Annotated in this window: 14 protein-coding genes; all 14 read right to left on the bottom strand. The window is 69.8% G+C overall.

What is annotated here, in order from left to right; genetic code table 11:
* Positions 1-13: 13 nt before the first annotated feature.
* On the bottom strand, positions 14-1333 hold the full coding sequence (locus E2F49_RS09330) for a flagellar hook-length control protein FliK (RefSeq protein ID WP_133393655.1): 1320 nt from the start codon (positions 1331-1333) through the stop codon (positions 14-16).
* Positions 1330-1776 (bottom strand): flagellar export protein FliJ, encoded by a 447-nt coding sequence (fliJ, locus tag E2F49_RS09325; RefSeq protein WP_055251581.1) that lies wholly within the window; start codon positions 1774-1776, stop codon positions 1330-1332. The genes E2F49_RS09330 and fliJ overlap by 4 nt, the downstream gene beginning before the upstream one ends.
* Positions 1777-1781: 5 nt before the next feature.
* The gene (gene fliI, locus E2F49_RS09320; RefSeq protein ID WP_243713552.1) at positions 1782-3218 is read right to left on the bottom strand and encodes a flagellar protein export ATPase FliI; all 1437 of its coding nucleotides are present in this window, start codon (positions 3216-3218) and stop codon (positions 1782-1784) included.
* Positions 3219-3220: 2 nt separating this feature from the next.
* The gene (locus E2F49_RS09315) at positions 3221-3814 is read right to left on the bottom strand and encodes a FliH/SctL family protein (RefSeq protein WP_133393654.1); all 594 of its coding nucleotides are present in this window, start codon (positions 3812-3814) and stop codon (positions 3221-3223) included.
* A gap of 17 nt (positions 3815-3831) precedes the next feature.
* Entirely contained in the window at positions 3832-4818 is a 987-nt protein-coding gene (gene fliG, locus E2F49_RS09310; RefSeq protein WP_055252107.1) for a flagellar motor switch protein FliG, read from the bottom strand.
* Positions 4819-4831: 13 nt separating this feature from the next.
* Entirely contained in the window at positions 4832-6550 is a 1719-nt protein-coding gene (gene fliF / locus E2F49_RS09305) for a flagellar basal-body MS-ring/collar protein FliF (RefSeq protein WP_133393652.1), read from the bottom strand.
* A 65-nt stretch (positions 6551-6615) separates the two neighbouring features.
* Positions 6616-6978 carry a flagellar hook-basal body complex protein FliE gene (gene fliE, locus E2F49_RS09300; protein WP_055251588.1) on the bottom strand — a complete coding sequence of 121 codons (363 nt, stop codon included), beginning with the start codon at positions 6976-6978 and terminating at the stop codon, positions 6616-6618.
* A gap of 57 nt (positions 6979-7035) precedes the next feature.
* A complete protein-coding gene (locus E2F49_RS09295; protein ID WP_133393651.1) occupies positions 7036-8535 on the bottom strand; it encodes a sigma-54 dependent transcriptional regulator in 1500 nt (499 codons plus the stop codon).
* Positions 8535-9932, bottom strand: a complete 1398-nt coding sequence (gene rpoN, locus E2F49_RS09290; protein WP_133393650.1) for an RNA polymerase factor sigma-54 — start codon at positions 9930-9932, stop codon at positions 8535-8537. Before rpoN ends, E2F49_RS09295 begins: the two co-directional genes overlap by 1 nt.
* Positions 9933-10667: 735 nt before the next feature.
* Entirely contained in the window at positions 10668-11297 is a 630-nt protein-coding gene (locus tag E2F49_RS09285; RefSeq protein WP_055252109.1) for a response regulator, read from the bottom strand.
* 93 nt (positions 11298-11390) lie between these two features.
* Complete coding sequence (locus E2F49_RS09280; protein WP_133393649.1) at positions 11391-11972, bottom strand: PilZ domain-containing protein; 582 nt, start codon at positions 11970-11972, stop codon at positions 11391-11393.
* A complete protein-coding gene (locus E2F49_RS09275; RefSeq protein ID WP_133393648.1) occupies positions 11969-12277 on the bottom strand; it encodes a hypothetical protein in 309 nt (102 codons plus the stop codon). Before E2F49_RS09275 ends, E2F49_RS09280 begins: the two co-directional genes overlap by 4 nt.
* A 3-nt stretch (positions 12278-12280) precedes the next feature.
* Positions 12281-12667, bottom strand: a complete 387-nt coding sequence (gene fliS / locus E2F49_RS09270) for a flagellar export chaperone FliS (RefSeq protein ID WP_055251599.1) — start codon at positions 12665-12667, stop codon at positions 12281-12283.
* A gap of 8 nt (positions 12668-12675) precedes the next feature.
* Positions 12676-14010, bottom strand: a complete 1335-nt coding sequence (fliD, locus tag E2F49_RS09265; protein ID WP_165971184.1) for a flagellar filament capping protein FliD — start codon at positions 14008-14010, stop codon at positions 12676-12678.
* Positions 14011-14096: the final 86 nt, after the last annotated feature.

Raw genomic sequence — 14096 nt, 5'->3', positions numbered from 1 at the left:
CGGGCGTGATGTCTCAGGCGTACTCGTCCAGCAACCCGCGACTGCGCACGACCGGCGCCGGCGTCGATGCCGCGACATTCGCGCTCGCACGCTCGTCGCCGAAGCCGCTGCCGAATGCCGGCGCGCTCTGCCCCTGCGACTGCGGTGCGTTCTGCTGGCGCTGGCCCACATCGGCGTGACCCAGCTGCAGACCGTGCTGGCCCAGCATCTCGCGCAGCTTGGGCAACGTCGCTTCGAGCGCCTGGCGCACGTCGGCGTTGGCGCTGTTGAACTCGGCGGACACGCGGGTGCCTTCGAGCTGGATCTTCAGATCGATGCGCCCCAGGTGTTCGGGATTGAGACGGATCTCGGCATGGCCCAGCTTCTGCTCGGCGACCCAGGCCATGCGCGCGCCGAGTTCGTCGTCGAAGCCGGCATCGGGATGCGCGGGCATCTGCAGCGGCGACGGTGCGACGGGCAGGTTCGGTCCACGGATCGAACCGTGGACCGCGAGCGGCATGCCCGGCGGCAGGGCATCGATGCTGTCGATCGTGGCGATGTCTTCCTCGCGCGCCATGTCCTGCATCGCGGCCGCAACGATCTGCGCGCCTGCGGCGGTGGCGACCGGCGTGGCGACTGCGGCCACCTCGGACGTGCGCGGCATCGCCGGCAGTTCGGACAGCAGCGACGACAGGTCGAGCGCCGACGCTGCGGATGTGTCGGCGCCGGCGTCCGTGGCCTGCAGCGGAACGGCAGGTGCAGCAACAGCACCCGTCGCGTTCTGCGCAGTCGTCGGCATCTGCATCGGCAGCGTGGATGCCCGCATGCCTGCCAGCACATCGGCGGCATCGCTCGCGGGCGTCGCATCGGCCGGCACCGCAGGCGGTGCGAGACCGGACAGCAGCGCGAACATCTGCTGTGACAGGGCGTCGTCGGGCGACGCCGCGGTGTCGGCAGGCGGCTGCGGGGCCGCGGCCAGCAGCGCGGCGACGTCGTCGGGCAACGTCGTCAATGCCGGATCGAGGACAGCATCCGCCGGCTTCGTGAAACGCCGCATGTCGAGCTGCGCCTCCACCGGCGTCGCATGACGGGTCGTCGTCGGCTGTGTGCCGGCGGTGGCCTGCGCGGACGTGCCCGCAGCGGGAAGCATCAAAGCCATGGCGGGATCCGGAGCGACAGTGGTGGGCTGCGTCGGTGCGGCGCCGCCCATCTGCAGCGCAGCTGCGAGATCCGCGGCCACACGTGCGAAATCGGTGCCGCCTTCGGCAGCGGCATTGGCAGGGCGCGCAGCCGGCGTGGCAGTCGCGCCGGCCAGCGACGCGGCAAACATCGGCAATGGCGCAGCCGTGCTCACGACGCATCCTCCGCAGTGGCGGTGGCGCGCGCGCGGCGGCCGCCGATCTCGTCGAGTTCGCGCTGGGCCTTGGCCTGTTCGACCTTGGCTTCCTGCGCGCGATAGCTGTCGGCGAGTTTTTCCAGCACCAGCGTCTCGCGACTGGCGATCAGCAGGCGCGCACGTTCGACGTCGCTGACCTGGCGGCTGTGATCGACGATGCCGGCCTGCTGCACGACCGCGGCATTCAAGCGCTCGCGGAAGGCCATGCGGTTGACCAGCAGTGCCGGCGAGATGCTCGCCGTCCCCGGCGATGCGGCGTATTCGTCGGCGTAGCGGCGCAGCGCTTCGAGGCGGTCCTGCTGCTCGCGCACGACCTTCTCGCGCTCGGCGACGCGGCGCGCGGCTTCGTCCTGGCGCTGCTGCACCACCTTGATCAACGGGTCGAGTCGTTGCGAACGCATGCGGGTCAGCTCGCGTTATTCGGATTGAGTGGAAAGGCCTGGCCGGCGCCGCCGTCGAGCAGGCGCGCGAGCGCCTCACGGCTGGCCGGCACGTCGGAGGATTCGCGCACGTCCTGGCCGAGGAAGTGTTGGATCGCGGGCCAGCGTTGCAGGGCTTCGTCGACGACCGGATCGCTGCCGCGCTGGTAGGCGCCGATCGCGATGAGATCGCGCTGCGCACCGTAGGCGGCGATCATCCGCTTGAGCTTGCGGATGTGTTCGCGCGTCGGCGCATCGGTGATGTCCTGCATCACGCGGCTGACCGACTGTTCGATGTCGATCGCCGGGTACTGCCCGGACTCGGCGATGCGACGCGTCAGCACGATGTGCCCGTCGAGGATCGCGCGCGAGGCGTCGGCGATCGGCTCCTGCTGGTCGTCGCCCTCGGTGAGGACGGTGTAGAACGCGGTGATCGAGCCGTGCCCGTCGGCGCCCATGCCGGCACGTTCGACAAGTGCGGGGAGTTTGGCGAACACGCTCGGCGGATAGCCGCGCGTGGTCGGCGGCTCGCCGACCGACAGGCCGATCTCGCGCTGCGCCTGGGCGAAGCGGGTCAGCGAATCCATCAGCAGCAGCACGTCGAGGCCCTGGTCGCGGTACCACTCGGCGATCGCGGTCGCGCGCAGCGCGCCGTGCAGACGCGCGAGCGGCGGACGGTCGGCCGGCGCGGCGACCACGACCGCGCGGCGCAGGCCTTCTTCGCCCAGCGTCGCTTCGACGAAATCGCGCACTTCGCGGCCACGTTCGCCGATCAGGCCGACGACGATGACGTCGGCCTTGGTGAAGCGGGTCATCATGCCGAGCAGGGTGGATTTACCCACGCCCGAGCCTGCGAACAGACCGACGCGCTGGCCGCGGCCGATCGGCAGCATCGCGTTGATCGCGCGCACGCCGACGTCCAGCGATTCCTCGATCGGCTGGCGCGACAGCGGATTGATCGGCGTGCCGGCCAACGGCACGTAGCCTTCGGCGCGGATCGGGCCCTTACCGTCCAGCGGTTCGCCATCGTTGTCGATGACGCGGCCGAGCAGGCCTTCGCCGACGGCGACTTCGCCCTTGGTGCGCGTGGCGATGACGCGCGCGTTCGGCAGCAGGCCCTGCAGATCGCCCGTGGGCATCAGGAAGGTGCGGTCGCCGGAGAAGCCGACGACTTCGGTATCGACCCAGCGGTCACCCGACGTGGCCACGCGGCACCGCGAGCCCAGCGGCGCGGTGCAACCGGAGGCTTCGAGTGTCAGGCCGACCGCGCGGCGCAGCACGCCCTCGCGTACCAGGCCGCGATGCGGCGCCTCGGGCATCGCGCCGCGCAGGCGCTCGGCCAGGCGCAGGCTGCGCGCGCCGTGCCAGCCGGCCAGCGTGTCGTCGTGCGCGGCGATGCTCGCCGCCTGCAGGGCCGGGCTCATCATCACGGTTCGGCGTCCTCGGCCTGCATGTGTTCGATCACCGACTGCAGCCGTGCAGCAATCGTGCCGTCGACGCGCACGCCTTCGCTGTGCAGGCGCAGTTCGCCGCGTCCGAGCGACAGGTCGGGCGTCACGCGCACGCCGGCGAGGCCGGACAGGTGCGGGGCGAGCACGTTGAAGTCATCGGGTTGCAGGCGCAGCTCGATCTCGCGCGAGCCGCTGCCGACCGCATCGAGCGCTTCGCGCACGAGATCGGCGAGCAGGGTCGGATCGGCCGCGTACGCACGACCGACCAGCGCGCCGGCGATGCGCACGGCGAGGTCGGACAGGGCATCGGTGACTTCGCCATCGAGCCGCGCGAGCGGACGGGTGAAGCCGTCGAGCACGCCCTGCAACTGCGCGATGCGACGGTCGATCTCCGCCTGGCCGGCGGCAAGGCCGGCGGCATAACCGGCGGCGTGACCGTCCTGCTGCGCGGCTTCGCGCATCGCCTCGATCTCGGCGGCGGTCGGCGGGCGCGGCACGTCGACCGGCTTGCGGATCGGGCGCGGCAGTTCGCCGAAGCCGGGTGCGATCCAGCGTTCGGCGTTGTCCATGTCGAGCGCGACGGCGTTCAGACGAAGTCCTCCGAACGGGTCTGCAGGGTGATGTCACCGGACTCGGCCATCTTGCGCACCTGCGCGAGGATTTCCTTCTGCGCGGCTTCCACTTCGGCCAGGCGCACGGGCCCGCGCGATTCCATGTCGTCGATCAGGATCTCGGCCGCGCGCTGCGACATGTTGCCGGTGACCTTGGCGCGCACGCGCGGATCGGCGCCGCGCAGCGCGAGCGCCAGCGTGTCGGACGACACTTCGCGCAGGATCGCCTGCATCGTGCGGTCTTCCATCGTCGCGAGGTTGTCGAACACGAACATCAGGTCGCGGATCTCGTCGCCCAGCGCGCCGTCGACTTCGCTGATCGACTGCAGCAGCGTTTCGTCGCTGCCCGCGTCCATGAAGTTGAGGATGCTGGCGGCGACCTTGGCGCCGCCGACGACGGCGGGCTTGGCGGTCTTGGTGCCGGTGAACTGGCGCGCCATGACGTCATTGAGTTCGGTCAGCGCGTGCGCCGGAATGCTGTCGAGCGTGGCCACGCGCATCAGCACGTCGCCACGCAGCGCTTCGGGCAGGCACTTGAGCACTTCGGCACCCTGGTCGCCTTCGAGATGCGCGAGCACGATCGCGATGATCTGCGGATGCTCGTGGCGCACGAGATCCGCGATCGCCTTGGGCTCCATCCACTTCAGCGCATCGAGGCCCGGCGTGTTCTGGCCGGTGAGGATGCGGTCGATGACGCTGCTGGCGCGTTCCTCGCCCAGTGCCTGCTTGAGCACCGCGCGCACGTACTCGTCGGCGCCGTCGCCGATCTTCGCCGGCTGGGTGATGACGTCGGCGAACTCGCCGATGACCTTCTCGACCATGCGATGCGAGACGTCACCGACGGTGGCCATCGCCACGCCGAGCTTCTGCACGTCCTTGGCGTCCATGTGGCGCAGCACTTCGGCGGCCTGCGCCTCGCCGAGCGAGAGCAGCACGACGGCCGCGCGCTGGGTGCCGCTCAGGGGTTCGGTCGAATCAGCCATCGGAAGCCACCATCTCGCGCACGACCTGGGCCACGCGCTTGGGATCGGCGCTCGCCGCATCGCGTGCGGTCTGCAGGTTCTGGTCGAAACCCGGGGCCGGCGGCAGTGCCGGCTTCGGGGAATACGCGGGCGAGAGTTTCACCGGCACCTCGTCGTCGTCGACGACTTCGGCGGTCACCGTGCCGAGGTTGGTCGTGCCACCGGCACCGGCGGCCGCACCGGCCGGCACCAGCTCGCCGCTGCCGCCGCGCTGGCGCGTGCCGATCAGCTGGCGGAAGGCCGGGCGCAGCACGAACACGATCACCAGCAGCACCGCCAGGCCACCGAGCACCATGCGGGCGATCTCGATGATCTTGGGGTCCTGCCAGATCGGCGGGCCGTCGGGCGTTTCGACCGCTTCGCGGGCGAACGGCGCATTGACCACCGAGACCGCGTCGCCGCGCTGGGCGTCGAAGCCGATCGCCTGCTGCACGAGAGTTTCGATGCGGGTGATCTCGGCCTCGTTGAGCGGACGCGCTTCGCCTGCCGCGCCATCGGCGCCGGGCGCGCCGGCGACGTTGTCGACCAGCACCGCGGCGGTGACGCGGCGGATGCGCGGCACGGCCTGACGGGTGTGGGTCAGCGTGCGGTCGATCTCGTAGTTGCGCGTGGAGCTGCGGCTGCCCGGACCGGTGGCGGTCGCCTGCGCGGTCTGCGCCTGCGGGTTGGTCGGATCCGTGGTGTTGGCGGCACTGGGCGTGTTGGCCACACTGCCGGGCACACCCTGCGCAGGCGCGGCGGCGCCGAGGTTGCCGCTCTCGGACAGCTGCTCGCTGCGCACGATGGCCGCCTGCGGGCCGTAGGTCTCGCTGGCCTGTTCGGTGGTCGCGAAGTCCATGTCCACGCTGACCTTGGCGCTGACGCGGCCGGGGCCGGTCATCGGCGCCAGCAGTTCCTCGATGCGCTGCACGTACAGCGCTTCCTGGCGCCGCTGCTGTTCGAACTGCTTGCCGGTGATGGCCTCGGCGCTGTCGGGATCCGGGCTGGAGAGCAGGCGGCCGAACTGGTCGACCACGGTCACACGCTCGGGCGAGAGGTCCGGCACGCTGGACGCGACCAGACGCTCGACCGCGTCGATCTGGCTCTGCTCCAGCGCCTGGCCGGCATGCAGCTGCAGCACGACCGACGCGCTGGCCGGCTCGTTCTGGCGGGTGAAGGCCGACGGCTTGGGAATCGCGAGATGCACGCGCGCTTCGCGGACCGGGCGCAGGTTGGAAATGGTGCGGGCGAGTTCGATTTCCATCGCGTGCTGGTAGCGCGCGTTCTCGACGAACTGGCTGGTACCAAACCCCTGGTCGCCCTGCAGCGCCTCGAAACCGGCCGGGCCGGCGGCGGTCAGGCCGGCGGAGGCCAGCGCCATGCGCGCCGCGCCCGCCTGGTCGGCCGGCACCGACAGACCGCCGGTGGCGGCATCGAGCTTCACCGGAATCTGCGCGCTGCGCAGCGTGTCGGCAGCCTGGCTGGTCGACTTGGCGTCGAGACCGGCCGAGACCATCACGTAGTCCGGCTTCTGGGTCCAGAAGAACAGCCACAGGCCCAGCGCGATGGTCGCCGCGACCAGCAGGAACAGCCCCGCCTGGCGCACCACCGGAATGTCCTGGAAGCGGCCGAGGTCGCGCAGCGCGGCGGCGGCCTTCGGGAGTCCTGCGTTGGGTACGGAGACGGCGCTCATGGGCGGGCTTCGGAATGCTGGAAAGAGAGGTGGAAGAGCGGGGCGGAGCAGTCAGCGCGTCGCACTTACACCGGCATGTTCATGACGTCCTGGTAGGACTGGACGAGGCGGTTGCGGACTTCGACCGTCGCGCGGAACGCGACCGAGGACTGCTGCATCGCCACCATCGTGCGGGCGAGGTCGGCGCGCGGGTCGCCCATCTCGAACGCGGTCTGCATCGCACTGCTGTGGGCCTGGGTCTGGCTGACCTTGTCGATCGCGCCCGACAGCAGCTCACCGAAACCGGGTGCCTTCGTGCCGCTTTCGACGCGGCCCAGCTGGGCGTTGCCGAGGCCGACATCGATCGCATTCGTGTTGCCGACATCGCCGCGTGCGCGCGTTTCGTGGGCGCGGATCTGGCTGAGGATCGAGGAGATGGCGTCGGTCATGGGCGTGGCTTCGCAGCGTCTTTGCGCTGTTCAGGCAATTCCCGTGCCAGCGGCTCGTCAGAAACCTGCCGCAGCCGCCGTGGTGGTGTCGGCTTCGCGATCGATGCCGTACTTGCGCAGCTTTTCGACCAGCGTGGTGCGACGCAGACCCAGCAGCGGCGCGGCATGCGCGACGACACCATTGGCCTGGGCCAGCGCGGCGCGGATCAGCTGCAGTTCGATCGCGGCGATGTGGTCGCGCAGGTCAATGCCTTCGCTGGGCAGGCTGTCGAACGACAGCGCCGGCGCCTCGACGGTCGCTGCCGGCATCGCCGGCGGCGGTGCCGCGACGAGACGGGCGATCGGCGCGTCGGGTTCGGCGATCTGACGAAGTACCGGCGCCTCGTCGAGCAGTTCGCCGGTCGGCAGCGCGGCGCGGTAACGCGGCGGCAGATCGATGGCGCGCACGGTGCCGGCCGGGTGCAGCACGGCCAGGCGCTCGAGCAGGTTCGACAGTTCGCGCACGTTGCCCGGCCAGCGGTGCTGCTGCAGCGTGGCGACGGCATCGGCCGACAGCGTGACCTGGCCGCGGCCCTGTTCGGCCTGCTGGCGCGAGATCGCCGCGATCAGCGCCGGCAGATCCTCGGTGCGCTCGCGCAGCGCCGGCAGTTCGATCGGGAACACGTTGAGGCGGTAGAACAGGTCCTCGCGGAACTGGCCGTTCTCGATGCGCGATTCCAGATCGCGGTGGGTCGCGGCGATCACGCGCACGTTGCACTTGATGGTGCCGGTGCCGCCGACGCGCTCGAAGCAGCGCTCCTGCAGCACGCGCAGCAGCTTGACCTGCATCGGCAGGCTCATGTCGCCGATTTCGTCGAGCAGCAGGGTGCCGCCCTCGGCCATTTCGAAGCGGCCCTTGCGCTGGGTGAGCGCGCCGGTGAACGCGCCCTTCTCGTGGCCGAACAGTTCGCTCTCCAGCAGATCAGCCGGGATCGCGCCGCAGTTGACGGCAACGAAAGGCTTCTCGCGACGCGCGCTGCGGTCGTGCACAGCGCGCGCGGCGACTTCCTTGCCGGTGCCGGACTCGCCGAGAATCAGCACCGTGGTGTCGTGTGGCGCGACCTGGTCGATCATGCGGTTGAGCGACACGGCGGCGGCGCTGTGGCCGGTCGGACCACTCTGCGGACGCGCGGCGCGGGCCTGCGCTTCGGCATGGTTGATGGCCGCGCGCTGCAGGCAGTCCTGAAGCTGGCTGCGGCGCAGCGGGAAATCGAGGGCCCACACCGACTGGCGGTGCAGGCGCGAGCGCCACAGCGCGTCCGGCGCATGGCCCGGCAGTTCGAGCACCGGCGGATGCAGCGACTGCTTCGACAGCCACGCGGTGAAGCCGGCCAGCTCGGCGCCGTCGATGTCGCCCACGACCACGGCCAGCCAGTCGGCGGCCTGTGCGCGGCTGAGGTCCAGGTCTTCGAGGCCGGCGACGATGCGCGGCGTGTATTCCATGAACTCGAGCAGGGTCGCGACGCGCTCCGCGCGCTCCATGTCCTGTTCGATGACGAGGATGCGGGCGGTGTTCATCAGGCGGCGACCTGCAGGGCAGCGGCGGAACGGATCGAGCGGGCCTTGGCGGGGCCGATCGACAACTGGTCGCGGTACTTGGCGACGGTGCGGCGGGCGATGCGCACGCCCTGGCGGGCGAGGATGCCGGCGATGACGTCGTCGGCAAGCGGCGCGTGGCGCGGCTCGTCGTCGATCAGACGCTTGACCATCGCACGGACCGCGCTGCCCGACACGTCGGCGCCTTCCAGGCGCACGGCGAACAGGCGCTTGAGTTCGATCGTGCCGCGCGGGGTCTGGATGTACTTGCCGGCGACGATGCGCGAGACGGTGGACTCGTGCACGCCGATCGCGTCGGCGACTTCGCGCAGGGTCAGCGGCAGGATCGCCTCGTCGCCCTGCTCGAGGAAACCGCGCTGGCGCTCGACCAGCAGCTGCGCGGTGCGCATCAGGGTGTCATTGCGCATGGCGAGGCCGCGGACCAGCCAGCGGGCCTCGTCGAGCAGGCCGCGCAGCACGGTGTGGTCGCTGCCGGCGAGCGCGCGCTCGCAATGCGCGCTGATGCGCACGCGCGGCGTGGTGTGGCGGCCCAGCGCGACGCGCCAGGCGCCACCGGCGAACCAGGTCACGACGTCCGGCACGATGTGGCTGTCCTCGACCGAGGCCGGGGCTTCGACCGGGTGCGCACGCAGCGAGAGGATCAGCGCGACCGCGTCGCGCACGGCGGCAACGTCGACCGATAGGGCGGTCGCGAGCGCGGTGTCGTCGTGCGCGGCCAGCAGTTCGACATGGTCGGCGAGGATGCGCAGGGCCAGCGAACGCGCGTCGGACGCGGCCAGCACGCGCAGCTGCGCAGACAGGCATTCGGTCGGATCGGCGGCGGCCATCCCCGGCCACTCGCCGTGCAGCAGACGCTGGCGCACGACCGACAGATCGTCGGCGCGGCCCGGGAACTCGATCTCGCCTTCGGCCTGCAGTTCGTCGAGCGACTGCTCGAGGTAGCCGTTGTCGTCGCAGCGGTCCAGCCAGAACGCGGCCAGCGGCAGATCGCCGGCGGCCCACTCCAGCGCCAGGCGCGACAGCAGGCGCTGGCGCATGTCGGTCGACTCGCCGTCGGCGATGCGCGCGGTGGCGTCGTCGTCGAGGCCGCCGAAGCTGCCATTGCTGCCCATGCCCGCCAGGAACGCCGGCTCGGGGAGTTCGTCCCACGCCGCGGCTTCGAAGCCGGCGATGTCGGATTCGGGGGATTCGGTTTCCAGCTCCGGCTCGTCCTGTTCGAGCAGCGGATTGCGCTCAAGAGTCTGCTGGAGTTCGGTGGCCAGCTGCTGCGAGGTGAGCTGCAGTAGTCGGATCGACTGGAGGAGCTGCGGCGTCAGATTGACGCCCTGTGCCATCGTGCCGCGAAGCGTGCCCTTCATGACTTCGAATCCCCGTGCCGACCCCGTGTCAGCGTGTGGAGATATGGTGAAGTCGGGTTTTCGACGCACGAATCAGGGCAAACCTGCCGCCCATTCAGGGCGTTCCTGTAGGCATGTCAGGCGTGCCCTTACTTTGCGTCGTGAAAATGACGTGAGGCTGAGGTGAAGTGACGCGATCTGACGTGCGTGGTCACGTGTGATGTCGATCACAGACCGGTTTTTCGGGTGATTTGCGTACCGTGCCTCGGCGACCGCGACACATGGCAAGAGCTGTGCCGTGACCGGTGTCAGAAAATTCTCATCAAACGCGATTTTCGCGGGTGCACGTGTGGGAAATCCGTCGCGCCATCTGGCGTCCGGTTCTTCCTAACAAAGCGACGACATCAGCTTTCGCGCACCGCGCCTTCCCCCGCATGCGGGGGAAGGCTGGGATGGGGGCAAACGATCAGCTGGACGAGGCGCACGGCTCGTGCGGCAGCCTGTGTCGGAGGCATGCCAGCCTTCGTCTGCTGCCTGACGTCAACGCGATCGGGCCGTTCGCCCCCACCCAACCCTCCCCCGCGAGCGGGGGAGGGCTTCAAGCGTTGTCCGCCAGCTTCTGCAGAGGCGTCCAGCGCGCATGACACGCCGTGTAAGCGTGCTCGCACGCGATTTTCGGAGGTGTCGGGATCGCGACGATCATCCGTTTCACGCGCCAGCGCCAGACGCGCGTAGATCCGAAGGCTCGACTCGATCTCAGGGCCGATCGTGATGCCGCATCGCGATCCGCAGCAGTTCGCCGGCGTTCCGGCAGCCCAAGGCTTCCATCATCCGCGAGCGATGCGTCTCGACGGTCTTGACGCTGATCGCCAGGTCCGCGGCGATCTGCTTGGTGCTGCGGCCGGCGCCCAGTGCGCTGAGGATCTCGCGTTGCCGCCGCGGCAGATTCTCGACATCGCCGGGCGCGCGCTCGGCGCGATAGCTGCGCAGCTGCGGTGCGGAGACCTGCGGGCTCAGGAAGGTGCGGCCGCTGGACGCGGCGCGCAGGCCGATCTCCAGTTCCGCCGGCGGTGCGTCCTTGACCACGTAGCACAGCGCGCCGCGTGACAGCGCTTCACGGACGTGCAGCACGTCCTCGTGCATCGACAGGATCACCACGGCGCTTTCGGGCACCGCCTGCCGCAGTTCGGTCAGCGCGTCGAACCCGCTGCGCCCCTTCAACGACAGGTCCAGCACCACGATGTCCGGCAGGACCTGGCGGGCGCGCATGACCACGTCGTCCGCATTGCCGGATTCCCCCACCACCTCAACGCCGTCCATTGCCTCGAGCAGACGGCGAACACCCGCGCGCACCAGCGCGTGGTCGTCGCAGATCAGTACCCGAATCACGTCCGTGCCCCCGTTCTCGTGTGTCCCCGATCTGTACCTTAACGAAGATCAAGATCACGCGACAGGCTGGACATCACGCGGGATGTGCGATCAACGCCGGCGAATTTCCGCCACTTCGCGGCGGTGGATGCGGAACACGTGGCGTTCGAGGGCGTCTTCCATGGAAGGCGACAGCGGTCCGAACCGCAGCCAGACGCGCGTCGCGTTTCCGTCGCCGGCTTCGCTGGCGATGACACTGGCCGGCAACATCAGAGGCGTCGGCAGCCACTCGCTGGCGGCCATGCGGAAGGTGCCTTCGCTGCCGATCGCGAACGCGCCCTGCACCAGCACTTCGGCGCCTCGCGCCGACCAGGTGAGATCGACCGGCGCATCCAGCGCGCCCTGCGAGGCGGCGAAGCCGGTCATCAGCAGGGTCAGCACGTCGAGCTTGGCTTCCATGCGCAGCAGGGCCGGGTCGACCGGATGCTCGGGGTCGTCGGCACGCGGCGCCCCATCGTCGATGACGGCCAGGCCCCGCAGCAGGGCTTCGCCCTGCAGGGCGATGCGCTGCAGGCTGGCGTCGTCGAGCGCGCCGGGCAGGAAGGTCGCCGCGCGGGTTTCGTGCAGGGTGAGGATGTCGCCGAACAGCGCCTCGTGCGCCTGCGTAGGCGATAGCGGCGCGCCGGTGCTCATGCGAGCTCCCGCAACCAGGCGTTGGCGCCGCGACGACCCTGGCCAAGGCGGGCGAGTTCGGCCGAGGCGGCGTCGCGCGCATCGCGCAGTTCGCCGATCAGACCATCGTGCGCGGCCAGCAGATCCAGCCACGGCTGGCGCGCGCTGACCTTCAGGTCGACCTTCGACAGGGCGAAAACGATCTCGCCGTGATGCGATTCAAGCAACGCGGCGGCGGTGTCCCAGTCCTCCGCACCGATCGCGGCGCGCACGGCATCGGCCGGCAGGTCGGGCACGCGGTCGAGGGCGGGGTGCTGGGTGGCCATGGCTCAGTCTTTCGGGGCGATCTGGCGCCAGGCGCCTTCGATGTCGCCGAGGATGTCATCGATCTCGCGCAACGGCGAGCTGTCGTTGTTGAGGTTCGCTTCCAGCAGACGGCGCTGGCAGTAGTCGTACAGCGCGGCCAGTCCGTCGGCGATCTCGCCGCCGGCTTCGAGGTTCAGCGAACTGTTGAGTCCGCCGATGATCGCGCAGGCATCGGTGATCGCGTGCGCCTTGCGCGGCACGTCGCCGCGTTCCAGGCAGGCCAGGGCCAGACGGATCCGCTCGCGCGCGGTCGACAGCATGATCGCGATGAGCTGGTGCGGACTGGCGTCGAGCGCCGCACTGCTGGCGCCCATCTGCTTGTACTGGTTGGCGAAGTTGCGTGCGTGCATGGCGGTTCTCACGAAGAGCTTTTCGAGGTGGCCAGCTGCTGGGCCAGGAAGTTACTGGTGCTTTGAAGCTGGGTAACCATCGCATCCAGAGCAACGAACTGCGCCTTGTAGCGCGCCTCGGCCAGCGACATGCGGCGGTCGAGCGCTTCGCGCTGCTGGGTCAGCTGTCTGGTGCGCTGGGTAAGCGTTTCGTCACGCGTCTTGAGCGGACCGTCGAAGGCCAGCAGGTCGGTCATCTGCTTGCCCAGCTTGGTGCCCAGCGTGTCGCCGGTACCGAAGGCCTTGGTGACCAGCGCAGGGTCGGCGGCCACGGCCACCTTGAAGTCGTCTTCCTTCAGGGTCAGCTTGCCGTCCTTCGCGATCTCGATGCCCATGTCCTTGAGCATGGTGACTTCGCTGCCCACCATGTCGCGCAACTGCCGGGTCAGGCCGCGCACCATCGAATCGCCGTTGAGCGCGGCGCCAGTCTTGGTGACCTCGTTGTAGGACGTCAGGCTGGTGATGGTGCTCAGTGCGGCGTTGTATTTCTCGACGAAGGTCTTGACCGCCGTCAGTTGCGCCTCGGCGTCGATGGCGACGTCCATCTGCACCGTGGTGCCGGGTTTTGCCTCGGTCAGGGTGAAGCTGATCCCGGGCAGCAGATCGGTGATGGTGTTCGACGCGCTGGTGCGGGCGATGCCGTCGACGACGATCTGCGCATCCTGCGCGGGGATCAGCGTCGTCGTGCCGGTCTGCGGGTCGGCACTCACCAGAGCGGTCAGACCGGTGGCACCGGTCGCGGTGACACTCACGGCATTCGCGGTGCCGCCGTCGAGCGCGGTCAGCACCAGGCGCGTGCCGCCATCCCCGTTCACCAGACTCGCCTGTACGCCCTTGCCGGCGGCCTTGGCATTGATGGCGTCGCGGATATCGGCCAGCGTGTCCTTGCCGTCGACGATCTCGACATCGAAGCTGTGCTCGCCAGCCGAGATCGACAGGGTGCCGGCGCCGAAGCGCGCGTCGGGCGCATGCCCGGCCGAGGCCAGCTTGTGCGCTGTGGCGAGCTGTTTCACTTCGACCTGGTACTGCCCGACCGGTGCGCCGGAGGCTGCGGTGGCGGTGAAGCCGCTGGGCGCCGACATGCCGATGCTGCGCGGCTGGCCCGAAGCGGGCGTCGACAAGGTGCGCACCGCGGACTGCAGGGCCGTCATCGCCGAACGCAGCGAGGCGACGGCCGAGACTTCGGCCTTGATCTTGGTTTCGGTCGTCGCGTGGCGCTGGTCGGCGACCATGCGCTCGGCGGCGACAAGCTGCACGGCGGTGGTCGCCGGATCGAGGCCGGAGCCCACTGCACCCAGTGCCATCAGCGCGTCCCTCCGACCTGCACGCCTGCGCATGCCGGACGCGCGGTCTGCTGCATGGCGATGGCGAGGTCTGCGGTCATGGCGGG

The sequence above is a fragment of the Luteimonas terrae genome (genome assembly GCF_004358165.1).
GTDB lineage: Bacteria > Pseudomonadota > Gammaproteobacteria > Xanthomonadales > Xanthomonadaceae > Luteimonas > Luteimonas terrae.
Note: the sequence above shows the minus strand (reverse complement) of the source record. Positions and strands in the feature narration are given on the sequence as shown.